Consider the following 25644-nt stretch of genomic DNA (forward strand, 5'->3'; position numbering starts at 1 on the left):
CATGAATCATTAACCACTAGTTGAAAATAAACAAGTTGCTGTTACAAATATGTACATCATGACATTAGTATCAAAATAACAATCAACATTTTGGTCCTGCGCCCGCATTTTAGTCGGGAATTTATGTGCATAAAAATTGTTCGTTATTTCTACCCCCTAAAAATTTCAAGAATAGGAAATCCTGATGAAAAATTTAGAAAAAAATCATTACTTCTCTTTAAAAAGCTATGACCCCCATACCCATGGCGGCCAGTATCTGGCAAACCTTTCAACCGCCAACTGGGCATCTGAAGCTTTATTTACCGCCCTGGAACTGGATCTTTTTGAAATTCTTAATTCCTTCGGAGATAATGGCGCCGATGCCCAAGCACTTTCAGAAAAAATCGAAACTGATGCCACGGCATTGTCGTCATTTCTGCCGCTACTGGAAAGTCTGGGGCTTCTTTTTTGTTATCAGGGCAGTTACAGCAATGCCATCATAACCAAGTGCTATCTGCTTTCATCCAGTCCAGATTATCTGGGCGACACCATCAAACTGCGGCAATTACAATCTCAAAAATGGCGTCAGTTGAAATCTTCACTACTAAAAAACACACCAACTGAACAAAATAGTGGGCCGGAGTATTTAGCCAATAAACAGCTTAATCAACTAAAGATTAAGGCAATCCATGAATTGACTCGCATGAAAGCGCTTGAATGCGTTAAATTCTTCCCCGCCTTGTCCGGGAAAATTCTAATCGGCGGTCCCGGAGCTCAAACAATGGCAGATTGTTTTCTCCATGCCTTTCCCGATCTGGAGATCACCCTGCTTTGCGACGATGATCCCTTTCCGATTGACGTTGCTGTTTTTAATGATCCCCAAGCACAGCCGATCGATACCAGTTCCTTTGATAAACTGCGCGCTGCCTCTGCCAAAAATCATGAGGCCTATGCTCTGATTATCTTCACCCGTTTGTCAATCAGTAAGGATCAGCCGCTGTTTCTAAATCAAGTACTCGCCTGTTTACCGATGCTTAAGCCAGATGGTATCCTGATGCTTCACGACGCCTTTGACGAGCATGCAACCCTGATGGCCAGGTTATCTGGAATCAATCGGATGATCCATTTTGAGGGCCAGGTTTGTTCCGCAAATGAAGTCATCCACAAATTTGAGGCAGCCGGTCTCACCACCACTGCTCTGATTCCGCTTGAAACCGATACTGCTGTCATTTTTTCCGGAAAATCGCCATCATTTGTGGAAGCTCTGGCTTTGACACCGATGCAACGCCTCAAGCATCCAATCCTTAACATCGGCTTTGATGATGTCTTAGAAATTACCACCGATTCGGTGGTGGTTACCGAATTTGCCAAAAACAAATGTGCCTTTGGTTGCTCATCGGCCAATCTCAAACATTGTCAGGCCAACGAGATCCCCTTTGAAGAAACCGGCCGATTAATCTCCCGCTACACCAGGGCTTTTCTAATTAAAGGAACCCCGGGAACCGGAGAATTTCAACGAAAGATCTTAGAAGCAGAACGCTTAGCCTTTATTGGCGGTTTTCACAAGGCCTTTGCCTTCTGGTCCGGACCCTGTCACATCTGCCCCGCCTGTGATTTGGATAAACCGTGTCTTAACACGAAAAATCGCCGTCCCTCAATGGAAGGGTCCGGCATTGATGTCTTCGAAACCGTAAGAAACAACGGCGAAACCTTAAAGACACTGGCTTCTAAGAATGAGTTTGTTAAATACTATGGTTTATTACTGCTTGAATAATCGCCTTACCCTCAAAAAAAAGCACGGATAACCGGTGCTTTCAGACTATCAAAAAAGATAACCCCGTACCGACAATTGTTACATCATGTTGTACGCATCGGAGCGGACACTGCTTCGCCTGTCCGATTCCGCAGCGAACAACAAATTAACAATTGGTCGGTACGGTCGTTTATCGACAACCTCAAACCACGGATAACCCATTTTTTTGATTATTCAATGACAATGACGCGCCGTTCAATGGGCTCGAAAACTTTTTCAATAGGGTCTTCGGTAGGCACACCAAAGGGCATCTGGGCAATCAGTCGCCAATCCGACGGAATCAGAAAAGCAGTCTTTACATCATTATCGATGATCGGATTATAATGTTGCAGGCTTGCACCCAGACCTGCTGCTGACAATTGCGTCCAAATGGCAAACTGCAACATCCCATTGCCCTGCTCAGCCCAATCCGGAATCCGATCCCGGTAGGGTGAAAACCTTTCCATCAAACTTTTAGTAACAGACGTATCATCATAAAACAGCAATGTTCCACATCCTGCGGCAAAGCTGCTGATCCGATTTTCAGTAGACCGAAATTCATCAGCCAGAATTTTTTTTCTGAGTGTTTCCATCACGATACTCCAGAATTCCAGATGTTTCTCTCCAAATAATACTGCTACCCGCTGACTTTGGCAATTAAATGCCGAAGGTACGTGCTTCGTTGAATGGTCGACGATCTCCATTATTTCTTCCGCAGTAATGGTACTTTCATCGCTAATTCCATATATCGAGCGCCTTTGCTCTATTGCTTCTTTAAAATCCAATGGCATGTAAGTACTCCTTTTCTATTTAAAAAATATTTGTTCGTATGACCTCATACTAATCATTATACCTTAATTACCCACAAATTCAAATTTTTCTGCAAAACGCTAAAAAACAGCGTCTTGATGACCCTGTTTTTTTGCTTCTTTGCTTAGGTTTTTGCTATTATTTTCGGCCGATGGCTTTTTTAGCAGCCGCTACAATATCTTTCGCCGTTAAACCGTATTTTTCCATCAATGGCGTAACCTTACCGGATTGTCCAAAGAGATCCTTAACACCAACCCGTTCCAGAGGTACTGGGGCGACATCGCATAATACTTCAGCAACAGCACTGCCCAGGCCGCCGATAATGCTGTGTTCTTCAGCCGTAACAACAGCACCGGTAACAACGGCAGCGTCTTTTATGGCATTTACGTCGATGGGTTTAATGGAACCCATATTTAATACTCTGGCCGAAATATCCTCTGCTTTTAAAAGCTGTGCCGCTTCCAGAGCTGGTCCCACCATCAGACCGGTGGCAATAATGGTTACATCATCACCGCTTTTTAATAAGCCGGCTTTTCCTACTTCAAATTTATAATTTTCATCGAAAAGAACGGGTACGTCACTGCGGCCCAAACGAATATAAACAGGTCCGTCAATTTCCATTGCGGCATCCATCATCTTTTCTGTTTCGATCGCATCTGCCGGTGATAAAACCGTCATATTGGGGATTACCCGCATCAGCGCAATATCTTCAATCGACTGGTGTGAACCGCCATCTTCACCTACTGAGATCCCCGAATGAGTTAAGGCAATTTTTACATTCAGCTTCGGGTAACAGATACTGTTACGAATAATTTCATAGGCTCGTCCAGCGCCAAAAATAGCGAAGGTGCTGGCGAAAGGAATCTTTCCTGCGGTTGCCAAACCGGCGGACATTCCCATCAGGTTTGCTTCCGCAATCCCGACATTGAAATGCCGTTCGGGACAGGCCTTTTTAAAGACGTTGGTCTTTGTTGCTCCTGAGAGATCGGCATCCAAAACCACCAAATTTTTGTTTTTTTCGCCCAGCTTCACTAAATATTCGCCATATGCCTGTCGTGTTGATTTTTTATCTGCCATGATTAAGCCTCCAATTCTGCCAATGCTTGTTTCACTTCATCTGCATTCGGCCCTTTTCCATGCCATCCCGCATTGTTTTCCATAAATGAAACGCATTTACCCTTGACCGTTTTACAAATAATCACGGTTGGTTTGTCCTCTGATTTTTTTGCAACTTCCACAGCCGTTCGCAACTCATCAAAATCGTGGCCGTCTTCCACTGTAATCACGTTCCAACCAAAGGCCTCAAACTTGCCATCGATGGGAAATGGTGACATCACCTCACAAATAGCGCCATCAATCTGAAGATTATTGTTATCCACAAAGGCAATCAGATTATTAAGCTGGTAATGGCTGGCTGCCATAGCAGCTTCCCAAACCAGACCTTCTTGTAATTCGCCGTCACCCAGTAAAGCATAGATCTTATGATCCTTATTGTCCATTTTTCCGGCCAATGCCATCCCGGCAGCCACCGAAATTCCCTGTCCCAAAGAGCCGGTTGACATATCAACCCCGGGTACCTTGTTCATATCCGGATGTCCCTGAAGGATCGACCCCAGTTGTCGCAGGTTTTCCAGCTCGGCTCTGGGGAAGAAGCCTTTTGCTGCCAGCGTTGCATAAAGCACCGGAGCAGCGTGTCCTTTTGACAACACAAAACGATCCCGATCTTCTTTGCGGGGATTGTTTACATCCACATTCATTTGTTCAAAATAAAGCAGGGTCAGAATTTCTGCTGACGACAATGAGCCTCCAGGATGACCTGAAGCGGCCTTACCAATCATTTTTACAATATCCTTGCGAATACCCCTAACGGTTTCTTCTAAAAATGCCATTTAATTCTCCTCTTTAATAAATATCACTGTTTGTGTTGATTTGTCGATCTAAAATGTCACGTCTGATGGACTGAAGAGCCCCGTCCTTAATGAACACCCGGGGCACCCGTTTGTTTACCATACAGGTAATTTCATAATTGATGGTTCCCAATGCATTAGCCAGTACATCGGCTGAAATGTTGTTACCAAAAAGCTCCACCTCATCATAAAGGGAAACCGCTTCCACATCGGTTAAATCGATCATGCATTGGTCCATGCAGATACTACCGACCACGGGTACGAGCTGGCCGGAAATAAAGACCTTGGCCAGACCGTTTAACATCCGCGTGTAGCCATCGGCATAGCCAATTGGCAAGGTACCGATAATCCGATCGTCATAGGCAACAAAACGGTTGCCGTAGCTTACCGTTTCTCCCGGATGAAGGGTTTTTAAGTGTACAATGGTTGACTTTAAGGTCATGACTGGTTTTAAATCAATTTTTGACCGATCAACCTCAGCTGATGGATAAAGCCCATAAAGAATAATCCCCGGCCGTACCATATCAAAATGAACCCCTTCGACATCAAATATTCCGGCACTGTTTGCCATATGCTTGATGGGAATGACAATATTCTTCTTTTCCAGTTCCGAAAGAACCTGTTGATAACGCCTGATCTGCTCCTTGGTGTGGGTTTTATCAGCAGCATCTGCGGTCGAAAAATGCGTATACAACCCCTGAAGTTCAATGCCCTCCAATTGATTCATCGCGTCAATTACTTGTGAGGCCTCGCGCCAGCCAATCCCAATTCGCCCCATACCGGTATCAATTTTAATATGGACGGGATGAGAAATGCCGCTTTCCTGACAATGTTCTGATAAGGCTTTGGCAAAGTCAAACTGATAGGTTCCGGGAATCACATCCCAGCGGATCAAATCAGGAATATGTTCTTTTGAGGTATATCCCAGCAGTAAAATCGGTTCGGTGATGCCCCCCTGTCGAAGCGCAATGGCTTCATCAATAAAAGCTACGGCCAGCATGTCCACCCCGGCTTCACAAAGGGTTTTAGCACATTCCAAACTACCATGTCCGTAGGCATCGGCTTTGACAACCCCCAGGATTTTTACGTCAGGCCCGACGATTCGGCGAATTTCTTCATAATTGCTAATCAGTGCATCTAAGTCTATTTCTGCCCAGGTCGGGCGGAGTGCCAATTCTTTCATCGTTACGCGACTCCCGGAATCATATTAAGCACCATTGCGACCCCATTCTTAATCGACGCTTCCAGGTTTTTCTTGTAATCATCGGTCAAATTGGAATCGGCCTTATCCGACATGGAGCGAATCACCAGATAAGGAACCTGGTTTTGCATCGCCACCTGGCCCACTGCCGCACCTTCCATTTCGACACACAAACCACCGAATTCTTCCCGCAGTTCTTTTTTAAGCTTATTGGAGTCTACCCCCAAATCTGCAGTCATAATCCGACCCGTCTGGTAGGAAACCTGGAGCGCTTCGGCGGCGGCCTCAGCTAGCTTGATCAAAGTCGGATCTGCTTTAAAAAAGGTTATATCCATGTTTGGTATTTCACCCCGGGGATGACCAAAGGCCCGGGCATCCATATCATATTGACAACTATCTTCTGAGATGACGATGTCACCAATTTCCAGATCGGGATGAACCGCACCAGCCACACCCACATGGATAATGGTTGTTACCTTGAAGAGATCAATCAAAATCTGGGTGCACATAGCAGCATTGACTTTTCCAACTCCGCTTTTAACTGCTACAACTTCTTTTTTGTTGAGTTTTCCCTTAAAAAAAGTCATCCCTCCGTGGTGGATCTTGATGCTATCTTCCATTGCCGACTTGATGTCACGAACCTCACTGTCCATGGCTGCAATAATACCAATCATCTGCTTATTTCTCCTTTCAAAAGACTCACTACTGCGTTGGCAGCAATTCCCTGCTCGCTCCCGGTAAAGCCCAGGCCTTCTTCGGTCGTGGCTTTTACACTGATACAATTCCCAGATAAGCCCAGGGTTCTGCTTATGTTTTCCACCATGCTGTCAATATAAGGTGCCAGCTTTGGCGCCTGGGCGATGATGGTTGAATCAATGTTATTGATCCGATACCCTTTTTCGGCCACCAGTTGCCCCACTTTCTCAAGCAGCAATAAACTGTCACTATCTTTATAGGCGCTATCAGTGTCCGGAAAGTGCTTGCCGAGATCACCCAGCGCCAACGCTCCCAAAAGCGCATCCATAATGGCATGCACAAGCACATCCGCATCTGAATGTCCCAGCAGACCCAAGGAATGTTTTATTTTTACACCACCTAAAATGAGTGGTCGATTTTTTACTAAACGATGGACGTCATAACCGCTTCCAATCCGTATCATCTTGCTCCTCTCCAACCACCTTTCACAAGTAGATTTAACCATATTTTTAGCCATTTGTACAGGATTATTTCGTTCGCGCATGTTTATATTTAGCTGCTCCGATCCAAAAAAACAATTCAGTTGACAACTGATTTTATTTTTACAAATAGAAAAATCATGAAACCTTTTGGAACGTTACTTACGCTTTCTAAGGCTCTAGTCGTTTGCGCTGCTGTATTCTTAAACCCTGATGATTTGAATTTTCCGGGCGCTTCAATTTACATTAGAATTATAACATAAATAACCAAAAAAAATGCCACCAAATAAATAACTCAAAAGGTTTTTAAGCTATTTAATCTGGCAGCAAATATCTGTTGTTAATTTTCTTCTATATTTCCATTTCTCAGCAGATCCCGTACCACTTCACCGGCAATCAGCAGTCCGGCCACCGAGGGAACAAAGGCAATACTGCCCGGCGGGTTTTCTCTGGTTAATGGTTCTTCAGTGGAATAAAGAACCTTTAGGGATTTTACGCCCCGTTCCCGCAATTCTTTACGCATCACTTTGGCCAGCGGACAAATTGAGGTTTCATAGATATCGGTAATAATAAAACGACTGGCATCCATCTTGTTTCCGGTTCCCATGCAACTGATAATCGGCACCTTGTTTTGCTGACTTTTGATGACCAGATCAATTTTTGCGGTTACCATATCCACTGCGTCAATGACATAGTCGTAATCCTGGAGATGAAATTCCGGAGAACTTTCCGGGGTATAGCATCGATGCATGGGATGAACAATGGACAGCGGATTGATGGCAATCAGCCTTCTGGCCATCACATCGACTTTTTTCTTGCCGATGGTTTTAACATTGGCCATGATCTGACGATTGAGATTGCTGGACTCGACGATGTCCTTATCGACAATGGTTAAAAAACCAACTCCGCTACGAATTAGCGCCTCAGCGACAAATGAGCCAACCCCGCCAACACCAAACAGGATAACGCGTGAGTTTTTTAAACTATCCAAACCAGATTGTCCAATTAGTTTCTCAGTTCGATCAAAAATACCTGCTTCTGTTTTCATTTTACATTCTTTCTGGAGCAGATACGCCCAAAATACTCAGAGCATTTTGAATCACCTGCTTAGTTGCTTCAATCAGTGCAACGCGAGCTTTCATCAAGGCCTTGTCGGAAACCCGGACATGGCAGGCATTATAAAAACTGTGGAATGCCGCCGCCAAATCGATGGCATATCGGGTAATTCGGCTGGGGTCCAATTTATCTTCGGCCGTCACAATTTCATCTGGGAAATTTGAAAGGATTTCCATCAGGTTTAATTCTTCTTTTGCGATCAGTCGACCGTAATCCAGGGGAATCGTATTATCCAATTCTTCTTTCATCTGACGGATGATGCTGCAAATTCGGGCGTGGGCATACTGCACATAAAACACTGGATTATCATTAGATTGCTCAATGGCCAGATCCAAATCAAAGTCAAAATGACTGTCTGGCGAGCGCAGATTAAAGAAGAAGCGGGTGGCATCGACGCCTACTTCGTCGATGAGATCCGTCAGTGCAATGGCTTTTCCCTGACGCTTAGACATTCTTGCCACTTCGCCATTACGGAGCAGTCGCACCAGTTGCATGATGACCACATCAAAATTAGCGGCATCAATACCGACCGCCGATAATGCCCCTTTAAGCCGGGCCACATGGCCGTGGTGATCGGCGCCCCAGACGTTAATGCAGCGATTGAAGCCCCGGTTAATAAACTTATCCATATGGTAGGCAATATCGGCCATAAAATAGGTGGGCAGTCCGTTGGCGCGGATTAAAACATCGTCCTTATCAGAACCGAATTCGGTGGCCTTGAACCATAAGGCACCTTCCTGTTCGTAGGTAAATCCGCCTTTTCCCAACAGCTCAATCGTCTTCTCAATAGCACCGCTGTCATAAAGGCTTTGTTCTGAAAACCAGACATCATAGTGGATCCCATAGGCTTCCAGATCACTTCGCATTTGGGTAAGATTTTTATTTAGTGCATAATCAATCAATATCGGTTTACGTTCTTCCGGGGTCATGGTTCGGTGAACATCACCATTTACTTCAATAAAAACTTTCATATGTTCGGTAATGTCTTCACCCTGATAACCATCCTCAGGAAAGGGGAACTCTTCGCCCATTAATTGTCGGTAACGGGCATCCAGGGAATCGCCAAATTTGACAATCTGGTTTCCAGCGTCATTAATATAGAATTCCCGGGTAACAGAATAGCCAGTCCAGTCGGCCACCGCCGCTAAAATATCGCCAATGGCCCCACCTCGGGCGTTTCCCATATGCATTGGTCCGGTGGGATTGGCTGAAATAAACTCCAGATTGAATTTTTTCCCGGCATTTTTCTGACTCCGGCCATAATCCGCTTTCAACTCGGCTACCTCTGCTAAAACCGCATACTGCCAGTAGGGTTTTAGTTTAAAGTTAATAAAACCCGGCCCGGCTATTTCAATTGACTCAACATAAGAGTCTGCAATTTTCATATTGGCCACCAGGGTTTCAGCAATAAAACGCGGGGCTTTCTTCGTCTGTTTGGGAAGCTGCATGGCGATATTGGTGGAATAATCACCATGGTCTTTTTCTCTGGGCATTTCCAGAAAAAGATCCGGTTTGATTTCTATCGCCAATGCTCCCGATTCAATTGTTTGATTAAGGGCTTCTCCGATGATCTTTTTAAGTTGTTCGGTGATCTTTTCGCGTATGTACATCCTTAATTTCCTCTCACTCTTTTTATTTATGTTTAGATTATATTCAGATCATTGCGCATTTTTGTCATTCCCGCTCAAGTGAAATTTAAAGGAGAAGCGCTCTTGGCGCTTCTCCAGTGATTGACATTGCTGCCATTTTCTATTGGGTAATTTTTATATTCAGGATATTTTGAGAATTTGTAACGCCTTCAATTTCGATGTTATAGTCGATCGAGACCTTGGTCGGCTCTTCATCCTCATTATAGTTTACAAATACATCCTTGGTTAAAATCCCCATGGTCACATCCCCGTAAGGGGTAGAATACCAGGTCAGGTTTCTCTTTCCACGTTCAAACTCCATAATCGAGTTGGTTGTTCCCAAACGAATGACTGACACTTTTTGTGCATCAACACAGACGGTGGTGATTGTTCCTTCCATACCGGAAACTTCCGATTCATTATACGTGACGCAGGATCGATTGGCTTCTTTATATAAGTCTCCTTCGGTCAGGAACTCGAGGCTATCCTTTTCATCTTCATCTTTGACGGTTCCCGAAATGGATAACCATACTTTTTTTCTTTCTTCAGTCATTGGTCTCCTCCTAGAGGTATAATTTCTTCCACTATTAAACCATTGATGGGTTCTTTTATCAAGAAAAATTATCCTCTTAAGTTTTTATTAGGATTACGCATCATAAAGAAACCGGACGACTTAGCTTACAGTAGTGCGTTTCCGCTTTGCTGACGCAATAATCAGGTCTACAAGTTCTATATACCCAATTCCGGTGGCTTCCCACATTTTTGGGTACATACTGATATTTGTAAATCCTGGCAGCGTGTTGACTTCATTAATTAAAATGCGCTCATCTTCGGTAACAAAGAAATCCACCCGGGTTAACCCAGAGCCTTCAATGGCTTCAAACGCTTTGATCGCATAATCCCTCACCTTTTGTGTGATTTCCGGAGATAGATCTGCCGGTATGACCACCTTGGAGTCTTCTGTGGCTGAGTATTTGGCCTCATAATCATAAAACTCTTTAGAAGGGATAACCTCCCCGGGAATCGAGGCCCGAATAGCGTCGCCAACTTCAAGGACCGCACATTCAATTTCTCTCCCTTTGACAAAGTCTTCCAAAATCAGTTTATTATCATAAACAAAGGCTTCTTTAATCGCAGCGACGAGTTCAGTTCGGTCGTGGGCTTTGGTGATGCCAACGCTGGAGCCCATGTTCGCTGGCTTAACAAAAATAGGATACCCCAATGCCTTTTCAATCTCTGCAATTTTCGCATCGGGATCGCACTTCCAGTCATTTTCCCGGAAATAAATGTACTTCCCGGTGGGGATTCCCACACTTTGAAACATAATCTTAGAAAAAACTTTATCCATTCCCACTGCTGAGCTTAGCACACCACACCCGACATAGGGTTTATTCAGCATTTCAAAAACCCCTTGAATCGTCCCATCTTCGCCCATCGGACCGTGAAGAACCGGAAAAAAAACGTCAATCTTGGATATTTCCGGATGGTCAAAGATTGAAAAGTCTGCGGTAAGGTTTTTCTGATCCTGTTCCCATGAACCATCTTTAATCTTCTCGGCATCGCCAGCATATAAAAACCATTTCCCCTGTTTTGAGATCCCGATGGTGACAATATTATACTTATCCCGATCGATGACACCCAAAACATTGTATGCAGAAACCCTTGAAACCTCATGCTCGCCCGACTGTCCTCCAAAAACCACTCCAATGTTGAGTTTGTTTTTCATACTATTCCTCACTTTTCTTTTGAGATCGCCTTGTTATGATTTTGTAAAACCGATAACAAACTGACGCCGGCTTTGCCAATTGCTTCGCAAAGGCCTAATTATTTCAAACACTCCAAAAAATCATCTTCGGTGATGACGCGAATGCCGTTTTCTTTTAATAAGGCTACGGCGATACCGTCCCCAGCAACCAAATTTCCACTAAAGGTTCCATTATAAATTTCCCCACAACCACAGGACGGACTTCTGCTTTTCATAATTGCAATTTTTGCCCCGGATGTCCGGGCAGTATCCAGGCTTCGCTGGGCCCCCAGACGAAATCCTTCGGTTACGTCAACTTCTTTATTATTATACACTTTCCGTTCTCCATTGACTATGACTATTTCAGCCGGATCTCGGGGAATCGGCATTGATGCCAGCACTTCCGGACAAATTGGAATCGCCTGTCCCTGAAGAAAAAGTTGTCGCAGCTCATCCACCGGATGGGCCTTTCCTTCATAGTTTATCTTCATTCCCAATAAACAACTGGATACTAAAATCTTCTTTTTCTTTTCCAAAGCTTCTTTTAAACAAGTAAAATCTTTTTGATTCATTTTTTCCCTCACTCATCGTTTTTATCATTTAAACTGTCTTCCCGGTAAATCCAGGCACCCCGTTTAAAAACCATTTTATAAATCATGTCTTTTAAGACGATTTCACCAATTTTTATGACCGAATCAGGTCCAACGCTTACCCCATTGGTAATCCGGGCACCAATCCCAATTTTGGTATTTTTACTGAGCGTTACCGCCTTACCGATTATCACACCGGGCTCCAATACACACTTGTTTTCAATCCTGCTGTCTGACTCGATGATTACGCCGGTGCCAATCTGGCAATCTTCACCAATAACTACACCCGCTCCGATGATTGCCCCGGCACCAATGATGGTTCGACTTCCAATCAGGGCATCGTTAGAAATTACCGCACTGGGGTGAATCTGCTTTTTATTCGCCTGGTTACCCATCCGTTGTTCTCCTATTTTTTCCTGATTCTTAGCCCCTTGGGATAGTGATTTTTAATCAAACCCTCACTGGCTTTTCCAAATCCCAACGAATAGCCCTCATAGCCAACCAAAACCCAGCCTTTGGTTGCTTCCAGGTTTAATGCCTCACCCTTTAGATACTGATAAGCCAGCTCTTCATCGGTTAAGTCGCAGACATTTTTAGCCTGCGACAACTTAAGCGCCATTGCCAGTGCATAGCCAGGTTCAAAGCGATTCTTTTTAAAGGTTCCCAGATGAAGACCAGTCCGCAAGAGTTTTAAATTGGCAATCCGCTCCAGCACCACCCCCTCCGGGATGGCATAGAGATGTTCACCCAGCAGATAAAGACGGTCTTCGAATGCTTTAGAAAATTCCGCTGCCAGATTATTTTTGGCAAAATCGTTATAGTCTTGTAGCTCGATGCGGGTGGCCTTTTTCAACCGTGATTTAGCGTATCCCGGTTTAATCTCAATGGTATCAGTAACGACGGTTGATTTTATCAGTTTGGCAATAAAATGTCCTTCGCCTTTAACCGTCATCGGCATAATCCGTAGTGTTTTAGCGATCTCCTGCTGCTGCTTGTGGGTCCATTCGACCCGGCCATGATCGATAATCCCGGGTAACTCGATGGTTTCCAGGGTGTAGGGGTATTTCTCAATAAAAGCTTCAATCATCTGTTCATTTTCTTCCGGCGAAAAGGTACAGGTTGAATAGACCAGCACCCCGCCGGGTTTTAACAGCCGATGGGCACTTTCTAATATTTTTTCCTGCTTACCCATACAGCGGTCAACCCGTTCCAGACTCCAATCGGCCAGAGCTCCCGGGTCTTTACGAAACATGCCCTCGCCGGAGCAGGGCGCATCGACTAGAATCTTATCAAAGCTTTGATAAAAAGAGTCCACCAATCGCTCGGGAAATTCATTGGTGACAATGGCGTTGGTTAACCCCATCCGTTCGATATTAGTGGACAGGATTCCAGCCCGGGTATTAACCAGCTCATTGGCAACTAACACCCCCGTACCCTGAAGCCGGGCACCAATTTGGGTGGACTTACCGCCTGGGGCCGCACAGAGATCAAGCACCCAATCCCCGGGTTTCGGATCAAGTACTTCAACTGCCGCCATTGCCGTCGGTTCCTGGACATAATAGAGCCCGGCGTAATAGTGGGGATTTTTACCCGGCCGCACCGTATGATCAATATAAAATCCTTCTCTGCACCAGTTCACACCCTGGGTTTTAAAGGGTAATTTATTGGCTAATTCCTCAGGTTCCAGCTTTAGGGTATTGGTTCGGATGCCTTTGCTTTCGGGTTGATCATAAGAATCCAGCAGGCTCTCATAGGCTTCACCCATCAGATTTTTCATTTTTTCTTTAAACGCTTCAGGTAGTTCCATGATGATCCCCATTTTCCTGCAAATTTTTCTGCAAAGCCATCTCTGACCCTGCGCCGATTGTTAACAATACTTATTTCATTATACGTAAAGCCCCTGTTAATTACAATAAATTTGTCAAAAAACGCCGAAATAGAAACACCAGCGCAAGCGCTGGTGTTTTTGTCGAGAACTTATAATTGCTGGTTCGTTATTTCTTTGGTTTTGCAAAAATCATCCGTCCAGCTGCTGTTTGCAGAATACTGGTAACAATAACCGTGGTGGTGGTTCCGATATATTTTTTGCCATTTTCAACAACAATCATGGTTCCATCATCCAGATAGGCAACGGCCTGGCCGTTTTCTTTTCCGCCTTTTACCAGCAGAACTTTCATTTCTTCACCCGGCAGAACAATTGGTTTCACGGCGTTGGCCAACTCGTTAATATTGAGCACGTCCACCCCTTGAACCGTGGCAACCTTGTTAAGATTATAATCGTTGGTTAAAATCTTACCTTTGGTTGATTTTCCCAGTTTTACCAATTTTGAATCCACCTCATGGGTATCTTCAAAATCTTCTTCCGTAATTTGCACTTCAATGTCCAGATCAGTCTGAATTTTATTTAAAATATCCAAACCGCGACGACCCCGATTCCGCTTTAATTCATCGGCTGAGTCCGAAATCAACTGGAGTTCATTCAGCACAAATACCGGAATCACTAAGGGACCTTCAATAAAACCTGTTTTACAGATATCAAAAATCCGTCCATCAATGATCACGCTGGTATCGAGTAGCTTGGGAATGGCCGCGCCCTTCTTTTTGGTGGGTCGCTTTTGACCAACTGGCACATTGCCATCCTTTTCCCGCTTAACACTCTGAAGCGACTGGAGAATGTCTTCCCGTTTTTTAATCGGTAAGGAAAAACCAATATAGCCTAATATTATATAAATCGTGATGGTTAAAAGTCCACCGATCCAGGGAATCGGAATCTGCGAAAATGCAAAGCTGATTAGCATCGCAATCACCAGGCCAATCACCAAGCCACCGATGCCCAGGCCAATGTCAATGAGCCGGACATTTTCCATGCTGGTCTCAACAACTTTTGAGAGTTTTTTTACGCCCTTGAGCATCAGCGGGAATAGAATGAAAAATATAAGTCCAAATAGAACAATCAGAGCTGCATAAAGGGCAACTTCCAATTCCGGAGTCAGGTTAATTCTTAGCGTTTTTAAAATCCATGTATTGGTTACCAATACATTGGCTGAAGCCATCCCAACCAGAACTCCAACAATTCCGAACGACACGCGAAGTATCTTTTGTATCATTATCTTCACCTCCTTTCATAATATTACCATGTAATTATAGCACTTGATTCTTAAGATTAAACTATTAAATACAACAAAAGGCGTGAAATTCACGCCTCACTGTGTACCGAACTATTGATCAAATCTAATATTTCTTGTTTGTCCTTATCTTGAATTAAAACCATTTCACTGACGATGAAATTTCGGGCATTATTTAACATTTTCTTTTCTCCGGTTGAGAGACCTTTTAAGCGATCCAATAAGATAAGGTTTTTAACAACCTTGGCTACTTCAAAAATATCGCCGGTTTTTAATCGTTCCAGGTGTTCCCGATAGCGCCTATTCCAGTTTTTTTCCATCTCGTCCATTGGTAATTTCAGTGTTTCGATCATCTCATCAATTACTGGCTGGGTCACAATGGTTCTTACCCCAATATCATCAACTTTATCAACGGGAATTAAAATTTGCAAACCCTCGGATACTATCTGCATGATGTAGTAAGGTTTTATTTCTTCAAATATTTCTCGTTCTTCGATTGCTTCAATGATACCTGCTCCGTGCATCGGATAAACAATTTTATCCCCAATTTTATACATTTCAACCACTCCTATCATCGATTCTCTTCCCATTATAACATATAAAAAAAGAATAAGCCTTTTATTTTATAAAAAACTTATCCCGCTGTCAATATTTATTTAGATAATCATGGTCAAACTGATCCGTTTTCGTTTCAAATCCACAGCCAATACCCTAACGGTTACCACATCCCCCAGAGAGACCGCCTCTGACGGGTGTTTGATATAACGATCGGTGATTTGTGAGATATGCACAAGCCCATCCTGATGGACACCAATATCCACAAAAGCGCCAAAATCGATGACATTTCGGACGGTGCCAATCAGCTCCATCCCCACTTCCAGATCACTCATCGAGAGCACATCAGAGCGCAGATGCGGCTTGGGGGCATTCTCCCGGGGATCACGGCCCGGTTTTTGTAGTTCTTTGACAATATCATAAAGGGTTGGAATTCCGATTTCCAGCTGCGTCGCCATTTCTCCATAGTTCATGTCGTTAAACAAGTCCTGCTGTTCGCGGTTTCCCAATTGTTCCTTTTTGATGTTTTTAAGTTTTAAGAGCTTTTCCACACTTTTGTAAGCCTCCGGGTGAACCCCGGTATTATCCAGGATGTTATCGCCGTCATCAATCCGTAAAAAACCGGCACATTGCTCATAGGCTTTGGCGCCCAAACCTTTGACCTTCATGAGTTCTTTTCTGCTCTTAATCGCGCCCGCACTGTTGCGGTAATCTAAAATATTGTTGGCAATGGTTTTGTTTACCCCGGCTACGTATTTAAGTAGCGCTACCGAAGCCCGATTAACATTGACGCCGACGTTATTAACCGCATCCTCAACGGTTGCTTCGAGCACCCGTTCCAGTTCTTTCTGATTGACATCATGCTGATACTGACCGACCCCAATGTGTTTGGGATCAATTTTTACCAATTCGGACAGGGGATCCTGAAGCCGCCCGCCAATAGAAATGGCACCGCGAATCGAAACATTGATATCCGGGTATTCTTCGGTCCCCAATTCAGATGCCGAATAAACCGAAGCGCCAGCCTCATTCACGACAATATATTGCACTGGTACCGTGGTTTTTTTAATCGTTTCAGCCACAAACTGTTCCGACTCCCGAGAAGCGGTGCCGTTGCCGATGGCAATGATATCGACCTGATGGCGTTCAATCAGTTGGAGGAATTCTTTTTCCGCTTTCTCCGCCTGACCCTTGCCAAAGGTTGGATAGATGGTGGTATAATCAAGCACCTTTCCGACCTTGTCCAGGATAGCAATCTTGCATCCGGTTCGAAATGCCGGGTCAAAGCCCATCGTAACCTTTTCTTTAAACGGCGGCTGCAACAACAGTTTTTTTAGATTAAGAGCAAACATCTTAATTGCTCCTTCTTCAGCCCGCTCTTTTAAGGCAGTCCGGATTTCCCGCTCAATGGCCGGTGCAATCAGCCGGGTATAACTGTCCCCAAGAGCTCTTAATAAATAGCTGGAGGGCTCGGCTTTTACCAGCTCTTTTTCTAGGTAAGCTTCAATTTCTTCGGTAGGTGCTAATAATTTAACCGACAGGGCCTTTTTCTTCTCGCCCCGGTTAAGTGCCAAAATCCGGTGGTCCTTGATGGCCTTAATGGTTTCGGTGTGATCAAAGTACATTTCCAGTTCCGGGTTTTCCTCTTCTTTACCCTTGACCACCGTGGACTTAATCTGCCCTTTATCGTAGGTACATTTCCGGATCACCCCCCGATAGGTTCCATTGTCCGAAATGATCTCGGCAATAATATCCATCGCCAATTGCAGGGCTTCCTGGGCGGTATTGATTTCTTTTTCGGCGTTGATATAATTAAGGGCTGCTTTGCCAAGCTCGACTTCGGTTAGTTTTTGTGCAAGGATTTGCAATGCCAATGGTTCTAACCCCTTTTCCCGGGCCACCGATGCCCGGGTTTTCTTTTTTTGTTTATAGGGTAAGTAGAGATCTTCCACTTCCTGAAGGGTTTGGCTTTTTAAAATGGCGCTTTTAAGTTCTGGGGTCAGTTTTCCCTGTTCCTCAATGTTACCAGTAACCTCTTCTTTCCGTTTCTCCAGTTTTCGTAAATATGTTAAACGCACATCCAGATCCCGCAGCAGGGCATCACTTAAGTTCCCGGTAACCTCTTTTCGATAACGGGCGATAAAGGGAATGGTATTCCCCCCATCAATTAGATTGATGGTATCTTCCACCTGCTCAGGGCGTATTGAAAATTCTTTTGCAAGTTGCTTGATTATCTGTTCCACAAACTTCTCCATTTCTTACACTTTTAAATTGATCGCTTTGGTTTTTATTTTCCAAAGATTAGTTTAACATTTTTTTGATATAATCACAAACATTCCCGCAAAACCACTATTATGCTTAAGGCCGACGCCTCGAATGATTGTAATAAGATGTGGTTCATGGTAGAATATTTTTTACTAAAATAAAAAGGAGCGTCACTTTAATGGCTATAAAATTTATTGTGGATTCCATGTGTGATACCAACAGCGACACCCTAAATCGCTATGATTTTGATATATTACCCTTTCCGGTAACCCTTGACGATAAAACTTATTTTGATGGCATCAATATCACCCCCGAGATGGTGGTCGATTTTGTCAGTAATAACAGCAAACTCTTTCCCAAAACAGCCCAGATCCAACCTCTGGATATTACCAACACCATTGAAAAACATCTTAAAAACGGTGATGATGTCATTTATCTGGTGCTATCTTCAAAGCTTTCGGGAACCTACCAGACCGCCCGACTGCTGGCTCAGGATTTACTGGAAAAGTATCCGGATCGGAAAGTATCGATCGTCGATTCCCTTTCTGCCACCACTGGTTCGGCCTTGATTCTTTATCAGGGTCTAAAACTCAACAAGCTTAACCGTCCTTATGAAGAAATCGTTGAGACGATGACTTTTCTAGCCCATCACGCCCAGATCTTTTTTCTGGTGGGAGACATCAAATGGCTGGCCCAGGGCGGCCGGATCAGCCGTAATGCGGCGATGCTTGGGGATATGCTAAAAATCGTCCCGATTTTATACTTTAAAGATGGTGAGATTCTGGTTTATGAAAAAATTCGCGGTCAGAAAAAAGCCTTAAAGACGCTCTTTGCTATTATTGAAGAAAAAATGACAAACCGGGAACAGGTCCTCGGGATGATCCAGAGCACCGCACCGGATCTTCAGGACAAGGCCAAAAAATATTTTGAAAAAGAACTGGGGATTAAAAACTTCTTACTGCCTGAAAAAGCCGGTTCAACCTTAACGGTTCATATTGGCACCCATTGTCTGGGAATCATGTTTTTTGATGAACTGCCGGAAAACTATGTCAATGTGATCCCATGAAATCCCGTTATTTTAAGATTAATAAAATTCTACCCTCTTGGTGGCAGGCTTGAGGCCACCAGTTGCACCAGTCGGCTCAGCGGCATGGTTTGCAGCCAGACCTTTCCCGGTCCTTTTAAGGTCGCCAGGAATAATCCTTCTCCGCTTAAAAAGATATTCTTCATGCCTTTTACAGCCTGGATATCAAAGCTTACCGATTCTTCAAACATACCAATATGACCCTGATCGATTTTCATCACTTCGCCGGGAGCCAGATCATACTCAATCATCGCCCCATCCATCTCCACAAAGGCCGTTCCCGGCCCTGAAAGTTTTTGCAGGATAAAGCCTTCGCCACCAAAAAAACCAACCCCGATATTCTTTTTAAAGTACAAATCAACATCCAGGGTTGATTCGCCAGCCAGAAAACTGCTTTTTTGGCAGATAATGGATTGCCCTTTTTGTAGAGTCAAGGCTTTGATCTCACCCGGATAGCTGGAACAAAAAGAAATTTGACAATTATTCTGTTCCGCCGTATAGGTGGTCATAAACAGCGAATCGCCGGCCAGCGTTCGGCGCAGCCCCTTCATTAAGCCACCTTTGGTGTTGGTTTCCATGCGGATGTTTTCAGTCATCCAGGACATCCCCCCGGATTCGGTAAACATCGATTCGCCACTGTTTAAACTTACTGTTACCACCGGGAGATTACCTCCCTTGATTTCATACTTCATTTTCTTCCTCCTGATTTTATGATTATGCAAAAAAATCGCCAATTAGTGGATAGTTATCCCAAAATTGACGATTTATTTTTTTTTTGACTATTTTTTTAATTTGATCAGGTTGATCAGTCCGCCAGCCAGTAGCATTTCTTTTTGCCGCTGCGAAACTTCCAGAAGCATCACATAGGTTAACCCTTTGGTTTTATTCACCAGCTTGGCCCTGCCCGATTTAACCGCATCCAGGGCATTTTCAATGATCAGTTCATCATTTAAGGCAATGGTATCATAATCGGCTTCATTTTCAAATACCAGTGGCAGAATGCCATTATTGATCAAATTGTTTTTATGAATCCGGGCAAAGGATTTAACCGCAACCCCTTTAATGCCCAGATAAACCGGCGCCAGCGCCGCATGCTCCCGGCTGGAACCCTGACCATAGTTGGAGCCGCCGACAATAAAGCCGCCGCCGTTATCCAGTGCCCGCTTGGGAAACTCGGCATCACAGGGGGCCAGACAGTAGTTTGACAGGTAGGGAATATTAGAACGGTAGGGCAACAGTTTTGCATTAGAAGGCATGATATGATCGGTGGTGATATTATCTTCGACCACAATCAGCGCTTTGCCGGCGACCGTGTTTTCAAGCGGTTTGGTGGCCGGAAACGGTTTGATGTTTGGTCCTTTGATAACTTCCACTTCGGTACCTTCCGGGGCTGGTGCCATCACCATGGTATCGTTTTGTAAAAAACTGTCCGGCATCGCAATTTGCGGCAGACTGATTTTGCCTAAGGGATTGGTAAGAACCCCTTCCAGGGCGGATATCGCCGCTGCTTCCGGGCTTAACAGATAGACATCGGCAGAGGGGGTTCCTGATCGACCAAAGAAGTTCCGGTTAAAGGTTCGCAACGAAACCGCATCGGTAGAAGGCGCCTGCCCCATCCCAATACAGGGGCCGCAACCGCATTCCAGCACCCGGGCACCAGCGTTTAATAGATCGGCCAGAGCGCCATTTTCAGCCAGCATCGTTAAAACCTGCTTTGATCCCGGGGCAATCACCAGGGAGACATTTTCAGCCACGGTTTTACCTTTAACAATGGCGGCAACCTTCATCAGATCAAGCCAAGATGAATTGGTACAGCTGCCAATCGCGACCTGATTGACCACCAGGCCTTCGATCTCGGAGATTTTTACGACCTTATCAGGACTATGGGGACAGGCGGTTAAGGGTTCTAACACATCCATATCAACCTTGACTACTTCATCATAAACGGCATCAGCATCAGCGGACAGTGCTATATAATCCCCGCCGCGGCCCTGGGCTTCCAAAAATAACCTGGTCATTTCATCCGATGGGAAAATTGAGGTAGTTGCTCCCAACTCGGCACCCATGTTCGTAATGGTAGCCCGTTCCGGAACTGTCAGCGTTTTGACCCCTTCGCCAGTGTATTCAAAGACCTTGTTAACGCCACCTTTTACAGTACATTGACGCAGCACTTCCAGAATGACATCCTTAGAGGATACCCCGGTACGCAGCTTGCCGGTTAATAAAACCTTAACGACTTTAGGCATGGTGATATAGTAAGGGTCTCCGGCCATCGCCACGGCCACGTCCAAACCACCGGCGCCAATGGCCAGCATGCCGATACCACCGCCAGTGGGGGTATGGCTGTCTGATCCCAGCAGGGTGTCGCCTGGCACGCCAAAGCGCTCAATCTGAACCTGGTGACAAATGCCATTACCTGGTTTTGAATAGTATATACCGTGTTTTTTAGCGACACTTTGGATATAGCGGTGATCGTCCATGTTTTCCGGGCCTTCCTGGAGCATGTTGTGATCAATATAGGCCAGCGATTTTTTTGTTTTAACCCGCGGTACCTCCATCGCTTCAAACTGCAAATAGGCCATCGTTCCGGTGGAGTCCTGGGTCAGAGTCTGATCGATCCGAATCCCAATTTCCTCGCCTTTTACCATTTCTCCCACGACCAGGTGTGCCGCAATAATTTTCTCTGTTAATGTTTTTCCCATTTAATATTTCCTTTCCGAACTGCAATTTTTCTAATTCTCTCGGTGTGATTTTATTATCCTTATAAATCATGATTGGTTTATTATACCATTTTTTTTTCGAATTTTCCATTTTTTTACTTTTGCAGTTTCCCTTCAATTTGAATTTAAACTATGTTATACTGTGGTTCAATCAACACCATTACTATAAGTGGATTTGGAGGGGATCATGACTTTTCTTAAGTGCTTCAGCCGCTTTTTATATGTTCAGGGCAGAAAAAACAACATCATTAATCTTTCCGCTCAGATGTCCTACCGGACCCTGGCCGCCTTTATTCCTTTTTTGATGCTTTTATCTAGTTTCATCAACTGGTTTTCTGCAAGTGTGAACGAAACTTTTATTTTTGTGCTTTCAAAAATATTGCCCCAATCGATTATGGATTATGTTAATCTGGCGATGGAAAACGCCAATACCATTTCTTTTTCATGGGGAACCAACCTAATCCTGGGCTTTTTTATCTTGTATGTCTCTGTTTCCGCCATGCACTCGCTCATCTCCTCTTTAAACCGAATCTTCGGACAGGAAGAAAACCGGGGTATCGTTGCGCTCTGGATTCAAGCAGTTCTTTATTTATTCTTATTTCTACTGATTATCTTTTTGACGGTTTTTTTCTATCTTTTCGGAGAGAAACTGCTAGCCCTTATTTTTAGCACCTTAAATTTATCTGAGTTTTTTGCTGTCTTCATCATTCTTTTTACGCTGATTTATATGATCATCGTACCAACGTTTATTTTTACCCTAATTTATATGTATGCGCCCAAGAACCATCTTGGTTTTTTTGAAGCACTCCCGGGCGGCGCTTTTGTTAGTATCAGCTGGTTTGTGATCATTTTTTTATATACTCTGTTCGCCAGCTCACCCCTTGATGTTAATGCCTTCTTCTTTAATCTTCAAGGTCCCTTTTCATTGTTTTTTATGGTCTATCTGATCTGTTTTACCCTTAGCCTGGGTGGCGTCGTTAATCTTTACGGAGCTGAACAATCATCACTGAGACAGGCATCCCTGGAGGTTAAAAATGATTAAACAACTATTTGATCTAAAAATTGTCAAGCTGCTTTTCTTTCTGATGGAAGATTTTGAGGAAACCGATTTTTCAGGGATCTGCACCCAGATGTCATTTTACCTGCTACTGGCATTTTTTCCCTTGCTGCTCTTTTTGATTTCATTTATCGGGAGTTTTATCAAACCCTTTGAAAGTTATCTTTACGAAATTTTAGAAGCCTTTTTACCCAATCTTTCTTATGACTACGTGACGAGCTTGTTAGACAGCATCATCAGTCAAGTTTCCGGTTCTCATTACAGCCTGATTCTGGTCGCTTTTTTCTTTTCATCCCTGGCGGCCCGGGCCATCATGGTTGGTATCAATCAGACCTATGGCCGGAAAGAAACCCGGACGCTAAAGGTAATCTGGCTCTATTCATTTCTGTTTACCATTTTGTTTACTGTGGCCATTTTACTGATTGCTTTTGCTTATCTTTTTAGTGCTGATGTGGGTGCTGTTATTTTTGAGAAAATCGGGCTATATACATATTATTATCCCGTCCTGAGCTTTTTTGCTGTTGTTTTTTCATGGATTGTATCAACCTTTATTTTTAATATGATCTACGTCATGGCACCAGCGCAGCACCTAAAATTTAAAAGCGGTCTTCCCGGTGCCCTATTTGCAACCCTGGGACTTAATATTGCTTTTCGCATTTTCACCTTGTTTATCAATCATTCGACCAAATACAGCACGCTCTATGGCAGTCTGGGGGGACTTTTTGCCCTGATGGTAGCAATTTACTTTATTTGTGTGATTCTGAATCTGGGCGGAAAGATCAACCTGTACTGGTCTTTATATCAGGACAAAGCGTTCTTTATTTAAGCGCCCGGTGTTGCACTTTAAGTGAAATTGTTAAAAAGATTTTACTTTGCTCAAAAAGATGCGCTATCAATATTAAGGGATTGTGATAAAATGTTAGATGCAAAGGCGACTTGATTCCAACCAAAACTGAAAGGATACGTATACTATCATGAATAAAATCGATGACCACGCAGATTTAGCCAGTAACAGGCGTTTTCTCAGTTACCACTATTTTGGTGCCCACCTTAATGAAAAAGGGACCACTTTTCGGGTCTGGGCCCCCAATGCCCAAAGTGTTTCCGTTGTCGGCGATTTCAATGGCTGGAACATTCAAGCTCACCCCATGAAACTCGTTTCCGGCACCCATGGTGTCTGGGAACGCTTTATCCCGGAACTGTTCCAAGGCCAGCTTTACAAGTATGCCGTTCGCCAACAGGATGGCGAATTGGCGTATAAGGCTGATCCTTACGGTTTTTACAGTGAGGTTAAGCCTCAAACCGCCTCCATTATCTGGGAACTCGATGGTTATGACTGGCAGGATGAAAGCTGGTGCAAAAAAAGAAACGACACCAATTGGCTAAAAATGCCGATTAATATTTATGAAGCCCATCTGGGTAGTTGGAAGCGCAATGAAAAGGGCGAGTATCTGAACTACCATGAACTGGCTGATCAACTCGTTCCTTATCTGACGGAGATGCATTACACCCACCTTGAACTGATGCCAATTATGGAACATCCCTTTGACGGTTCCTGGGGATATCAGCTCACCGGATATTACGCTGCCACCAGCCGCTACGGCGATCCCCAGGGGCTGATGTATCTGATCGATTGCTGCCACCAGGCCGGTATCGGTGTGATTCTGGATTGGGTACCTGGTCACTTCTGTAAAGACGATCCGGGCCTACGGCATTTTGACGGCACCAGCCAATACGAGTTTTCAGAACACCAGCAATGGGGGACAATGGTCTTTGATTACGGCAAACCCGAAGTCCTTGATTTTTTGATTTCCAATGCCCACTTCTGGTTTAACCGCTACCATATCGATGGCCTGCGCATCGATGGGGTGGCCAGCATGATTGAACTTAACCATGGTTTAGACGGTGAACCCTTTCGAAATATTGAGGGCGGTACCGATCGACTCGAAGCACTGTCATTCCTGCGGGAACTGAACACCATTATTTTTAGAGATTTTCCCTTTGCGATCATGTCAGCAGAAGACTCCACCTCCTACCCGATGGTCACCTGGCCGGTGGATAAGGGCGGTCTTGGCTTTAATCTGAAATGGGACATGGGCTGGATGCACGATACCCTGGATTATATGAAAACCGATCCGATGTTTCGAAACCGCTTCCACAATCTCTTAACCTTTTCGATGGCCTATGCCTTTAATGAAAATTTCATCCTGCCCCTGTCTCATGACGAAGTGGTTCACAGCAAACGAACCATCCTCGACAAGATGTTTGGCGATTACAATCTAAAATTTGACCAGTTTCGCATCCTTTTCGGATATTTGATGACTCACCCGGGAAAGAAACTGTCCTTTATGGGCAACGAATTTGCCCCCTTCCTAGAATGGCGGGTAGATGAATCGCTGGAATGGTTTTTGCTTGATTACCAAAAGCATCGCGAGATTCACACCTATATTAAAGACCTGAATAAGTTTTATTTAAAAGAAAAAGCGCTCTGGGTCGATGACCATAGCTGGGGCGGTTTTGAATGGCTGGAACCAAACAACAGCAAACAGAGTATTCTCATTTTTAAACGCCTGGGTACCGAACAAAAGGATACCCTGATTACCATCATCAACTTTTGTCCGCTTACCTATAACGATTATCAGATTGGCGTCCCTGCCCCCGGCAATTACCGTCTGGCCTTTAATTCAGATGCCCCTCTTTATGGCGGTAGCGATTTTAAAATGAAAAAGACCATGAAGGCTCAAAAAATCCCCCTCCATGGCCAGGACTATTCGGTTTCTCTCAATATTCCGCCCTCGTCGGTCATTGTCTTAAAAGGCGTTGTTCCCCGGACAAGTACCAAAGTAGAGGCAACTAAGAAACCTAAAAAATAAAACCTGCACTGCTAAATAACCAT

At 44.3% G+C, this 25644-nt stretch carries 23 protein-coding genes; 5 read left to right on the forward strand and 18 right to left on the reverse strand.

The genetic code is table 11. From position 1 onward, the window contains the following. Positions 1 to 184 precede the first annotated feature (184 nt). Positions 185 to 1753, forward strand: coding sequence for a DUF2284 domain-containing protein (locus U2P91_RS11265; RefSeq protein WP_111888193.1), 1569 nt, complete (start codon positions 185 to 187; stop codon positions 1751 to 1753). A gap of 209 nt (positions 1754 to 1962) precedes the next feature. On the opposite strand, the gene U2P91_RS11270 is transcribed toward U2P91_RS11265, so the two are convergent. The 16 genes from U2P91_RS11270 to U2P91_RS11345 form a co-directional block, all read right to left on the reverse strand. Further along, complete coding sequence (locus tag U2P91_RS11270; protein WP_111888194.1) at positions 1963 to 2562, reverse strand: nitroreductase family protein; 600 nt, start codon at positions 2560 to 2562, stop codon at positions 1963 to 1965. Between the two features lie 157 nt (positions 2563 to 2719). Next, complete coding sequence (locus tag U2P91_RS11275; RefSeq protein ID WP_111888195.1) at positions 2720 to 3658, reverse strand: transketolase family protein; 939 nt, start codon at positions 3656 to 3658, stop codon at positions 2720 to 2722. A gap of 2 nt (positions 3659 to 3660) precedes the next feature. Next, positions 3661 to 4470, reverse strand: a complete 810-nt coding sequence (locus U2P91_RS11280) for a transketolase (protein ID WP_111888196.1) — start codon at positions 4468 to 4470, stop codon at positions 3661 to 3663. Between the two features lie 13 nt (positions 4471 to 4483). After that, the gene (gene alr / locus U2P91_RS11285) at positions 4484 to 5671 is read right to left on the reverse strand and encodes an alanine racemase (protein ID WP_322519640.1); all 1188 of its coding nucleotides are present in this window, start codon (positions 5669 to 5671) and stop codon (positions 4484 to 4486) included. Positions 5672 to 5673: 2 nt separating this feature from the next. Next, positions 5674 to 6363 (reverse strand): 5'-methylthioadenosine/adenosylhomocysteine nucleosidase, encoded by a 690-nt coding sequence (locus tag U2P91_RS11290; protein WP_111888198.1) that lies wholly within the window; start codon positions 6361 to 6363, stop codon positions 5674 to 5676. Next, positions 6360 to 6845: a 2-C-methyl-D-erythritol 2,4-cyclodiphosphate synthase gene (gene ispF, locus U2P91_RS11295; RefSeq protein WP_111889742.1), complete on the reverse strand. Its 486-nt coding sequence runs from the start codon at positions 6843 to 6845 to the stop codon at positions 6360 to 6362. Before ispF ends, U2P91_RS11290 begins: the two co-directional genes overlap by 4 nt. Positions 6846 to 7204: 359 nt before the next feature. Further along, a complete protein-coding gene (locus U2P91_RS11300; RefSeq protein ID WP_111888199.1) occupies positions 7205 to 7912 on the reverse strand; it encodes a ThiF family adenylyltransferase in 708 nt (235 codons plus the stop codon). A gap of 1 nt (position 7913) precedes the next feature. Next, entirely contained in the window at positions 7914 to 9590 is a 1677-nt protein-coding gene (gene argS / locus U2P91_RS11305; protein WP_111888200.1) for an arginine--tRNA ligase, read from the reverse strand. 139 nt (positions 9591 to 9729) lie between these two features. After that, on the reverse strand, positions 9730 to 10161 hold the full coding sequence (locus U2P91_RS11310; RefSeq protein WP_111888201.1) for a DUF1934 domain-containing protein: 432 nt from the start codon (positions 10159 to 10161) through the stop codon (positions 9730 to 9732). A gap of 120 nt (positions 10162 to 10281) precedes the next feature. Then, on the reverse strand, positions 10282 to 11334 hold the full coding sequence (locus U2P91_RS11315) for a D-alanine--D-alanine ligase family protein (RefSeq protein ID WP_111888202.1): 1053 nt from the start codon (positions 11332 to 11334) through the stop codon (positions 10282 to 10284). Between the two features lie 98 nt (positions 11335 to 11432). Continuing rightward, a complete protein-coding gene (locus U2P91_RS11320; protein ID WP_111888203.1) occupies positions 11433 to 11924 on the reverse strand; it encodes a DUF523 domain-containing protein in 492 nt (163 codons plus the stop codon). Between the two features lie 8 nt (positions 11925 to 11932). Beyond that, positions 11933 to 12337: a DapH/DapD/GlmU-related protein gene (locus U2P91_RS11325; protein ID WP_111888204.1), complete on the reverse strand. Its 405-nt coding sequence runs from the start codon at positions 12335 to 12337 to the stop codon at positions 11933 to 11935. Between the two features lie 11 nt (positions 12338 to 12348). Continuing rightward, complete coding sequence (locus U2P91_RS11330) at positions 12349 to 13749, reverse strand: RsmF rRNA methyltransferase first C-terminal domain-containing protein (protein WP_111888205.1); 1401 nt, start codon at positions 13747 to 13749, stop codon at positions 12349 to 12351. A 187-nt stretch (positions 13750 to 13936) separates the two neighbouring features. Then, on the reverse strand, positions 13937 to 15049 hold the full coding sequence (locus U2P91_RS11335) for a PIN/TRAM domain-containing protein (RefSeq protein WP_322519641.1): 1113 nt from the start codon (positions 15047 to 15049) through the stop codon (positions 13937 to 13939). Between the two features lie 89 nt (positions 15050 to 15138). Then, the gene (locus U2P91_RS11340; protein ID WP_111888207.1) at positions 15139 to 15624 is read right to left on the reverse strand and encodes a CarD family transcriptional regulator; all 486 of its coding nucleotides are present in this window, start codon (positions 15622 to 15624) and stop codon (positions 15139 to 15141) included. Positions 15625 to 15723: 99 nt separating this feature from the next. Then, positions 15724 to 17865: a Tex family protein gene (locus U2P91_RS11345; RefSeq protein WP_322519642.1), complete on the reverse strand. Its 2142-nt coding sequence runs from the start codon at positions 17863 to 17865 to the stop codon at positions 15724 to 15726. A 200-nt stretch (positions 17866 to 18065) separates the two neighbouring features. Between U2P91_RS11345 and U2P91_RS11350 the strand changes: the two genes are divergently transcribed. Continuing rightward, complete coding sequence (locus U2P91_RS11350) at positions 18066 to 18953, forward strand: DegV family protein (protein ID WP_111888219.1); 888 nt, start codon at positions 18066 to 18068, stop codon at positions 18951 to 18953. A 29-nt stretch (positions 18954 to 18982) separates the two neighbouring features. Here U2P91_RS11350 and U2P91_RS11355 read toward each other — a convergent pair whose 3' ends face one another. Together U2P91_RS11355 and U2P91_RS11360 are read right to left on the reverse strand one after the other, a co-directional pair. Beyond that, positions 18983 to 19663 (reverse strand): TIGR00266 family protein, encoded by a 681-nt coding sequence (locus U2P91_RS11355; RefSeq protein ID WP_111888220.1) that lies wholly within the window; start codon positions 19661 to 19663, stop codon positions 18983 to 18985. Between the two features lie 87 nt (positions 19664 to 19750). Next, complete coding sequence (locus U2P91_RS11360) at positions 19751 to 21673, reverse strand: aconitate hydratase (RefSeq protein WP_322519643.1); 1923 nt, start codon at positions 21671 to 21673, stop codon at positions 19751 to 19753. A gap of 205 nt (positions 21674 to 21878) precedes the next feature. Here U2P91_RS11360 and U2P91_RS11365 point away from each other — a divergent pair, with 205 nt between their 5' ends. The 3 genes from U2P91_RS11365 to glgB all read left to right on the forward strand — a co-directional run bounded on the left by U2P91_RS11365 (position 21879) and on the right by glgB (position 25621). Beyond that, positions 21879 to 22733, forward strand: a complete 855-nt coding sequence (locus U2P91_RS11365) for a YihY/virulence factor BrkB family protein (protein ID WP_111888222.1) — start codon at positions 21879 to 21881, stop codon at positions 22731 to 22733. After that, positions 22726 to 23574: a YihY/virulence factor BrkB family protein gene (locus tag U2P91_RS11370; protein ID WP_111888223.1), complete on the forward strand. Its 849-nt coding sequence runs from the start codon at positions 22726 to 22728 to the stop codon at positions 23572 to 23574. The genes U2P91_RS11365 and U2P91_RS11370 overlap by 8 nt, the downstream gene beginning before the upstream one ends. 148 nt (positions 23575 to 23722) lie before the next feature. Beyond that, positions 23723 to 25621, forward strand: a complete 1899-nt coding sequence (gene glgB / locus U2P91_RS11375) for a 1,4-alpha-glucan branching protein GlgB (protein ID WP_322519644.1) — start codon at positions 23723 to 23725, stop codon at positions 25619 to 25621. Positions 25622 to 25644 lie beyond the last annotated feature (23 nt).

The organism is Acetobacterium sp. K1/6 (assembly GCF_034438075.1).
Classification (GTDB): Bacteria; Bacillota; Clostridia; order Eubacteriales; family Eubacteriaceae; genus Acetobacterium; species Acetobacterium carbinolicum.

Coding starts and splice junctions, on each gene's coding strand:
- U2P91_RS11265 (WP_111888193.1), top strand. CDS start 185: ATGAAAAATTTAGAAAAAAATCATTACTTCTCTTTAAAAAGCTATGAC.
- U2P91_RS11270 (WP_111888194.1), bottom strand. CDS start 2,562: ATGCCATTGGATTTTAAAGAAGCAATAGAGCAAAGGCGCTCGATATAT.
- U2P91_RS11275 (WP_111888195.1), bottom strand. CDS start 3,658: ATGGCAGATAAAAAATCAACACGACAGGCATATGGCGAATATTTAGTG.
- U2P91_RS11280 (WP_111888196.1), bottom strand. CDS start 4,470: ATGGCATTTTTAGAAGAAACCGTTAGGGGTATTCGCAAGGATATTGTA.
- alr (WP_322519640.1), bottom strand. CDS start 5,671: ATGAAAGAATTGGCACTCCGCCCGACCTGGGCAGAAATAGACTTAGAT.
- U2P91_RS11290 (WP_111888198.1), bottom strand. CDS start 6,363: ATGATTGGTATTATTGCAGCCATGGACAGTGAGGTTCGTGACATCAAG.
- U2P91_RS11300 (WP_111888199.1), bottom strand. CDS start 7,912: ATGAAAACAGAAGCAGGTATTTTTGATCGAACTGAGAAACTAATTGGA.
- argS (WP_111888200.1), bottom strand. CDS start 9,590: ATGTACATACGCGAAAAGATCACCGAACAACTTAAAAAGATCATCGGA.
- U2P91_RS11310 (WP_111888201.1), bottom strand. CDS start 10,161: ATGACTGAAGAAAGAAAAAAAGTATGGTTATCCATTTCGGGAACCGTC.
- U2P91_RS11315 (WP_111888202.1), bottom strand. CDS start 11,334: ATGAAAAACAAACTCAACATTGGAGTGGTTTTTGGAGGACAGTCGGGC.
- U2P91_RS11320 (WP_111888203.1), bottom strand. CDS start 11,924: ATGAATCAAAAAGATTTTACTTGTTTAAAAGAAGCTTTGGAAAAGAAA.
- U2P91_RS11325 (WP_111888204.1), bottom strand. CDS start 12,337: ATGGGTAACCAGGCGAATAAAAAGCAGATTCACCCCAGTGCGGTAATT.
- U2P91_RS11330 (WP_111888205.1), bottom strand. CDS start 13,749: ATGGAACTACCTGAAGCGTTTAAAGAAAAAATGAAAAATCTGATGGGT.
- U2P91_RS11335 (WP_322519641.1), bottom strand. CDS start 15,049: ATGATACAAAAGATACTTCGCGTGTCGTTCGGAATTGTTGGAGTTCTG.
- U2P91_RS11340 (WP_111888207.1), bottom strand. CDS start 15,624: ATGTATAAAATTGGGGATAAAATTGTTTATCCGATGCACGGAGCAGGT.
- U2P91_RS11350 (WP_111888219.1), top strand. CDS start 18,066: ATGGCTATAAAATTTATTGTGGATTCCATGTGTGATACCAACAGCGAC.
- U2P91_RS11355 (WP_111888220.1), bottom strand. CDS start 19,663: ATGAAGTATGAAATCAAGGGAGGTAATCTCCCGGTGGTAACAGTAAGT.
- U2P91_RS11360 (WP_322519643.1), bottom strand. CDS start 21,673: ATGGGAAAAACATTAACAGAGAAAATTATTGCGGCACACCTGGTCGTG.
- U2P91_RS11365 (WP_111888222.1), top strand. CDS start 21,879: ATGACTTTTCTTAAGTGCTTCAGCCGCTTTTTATATGTTCAGGGCAGA.
- U2P91_RS11370 (WP_111888223.1), top strand. CDS start 22,726: ATGATTAAACAACTATTTGATCTAAAAATTGTCAAGCTGCTTTTCTTT.
- glgB (WP_322519644.1), top strand. CDS start 23,723: ATGAATAAAATCGATGACCACGCAGATTTAGCCAGTAACAGGCGTTTT.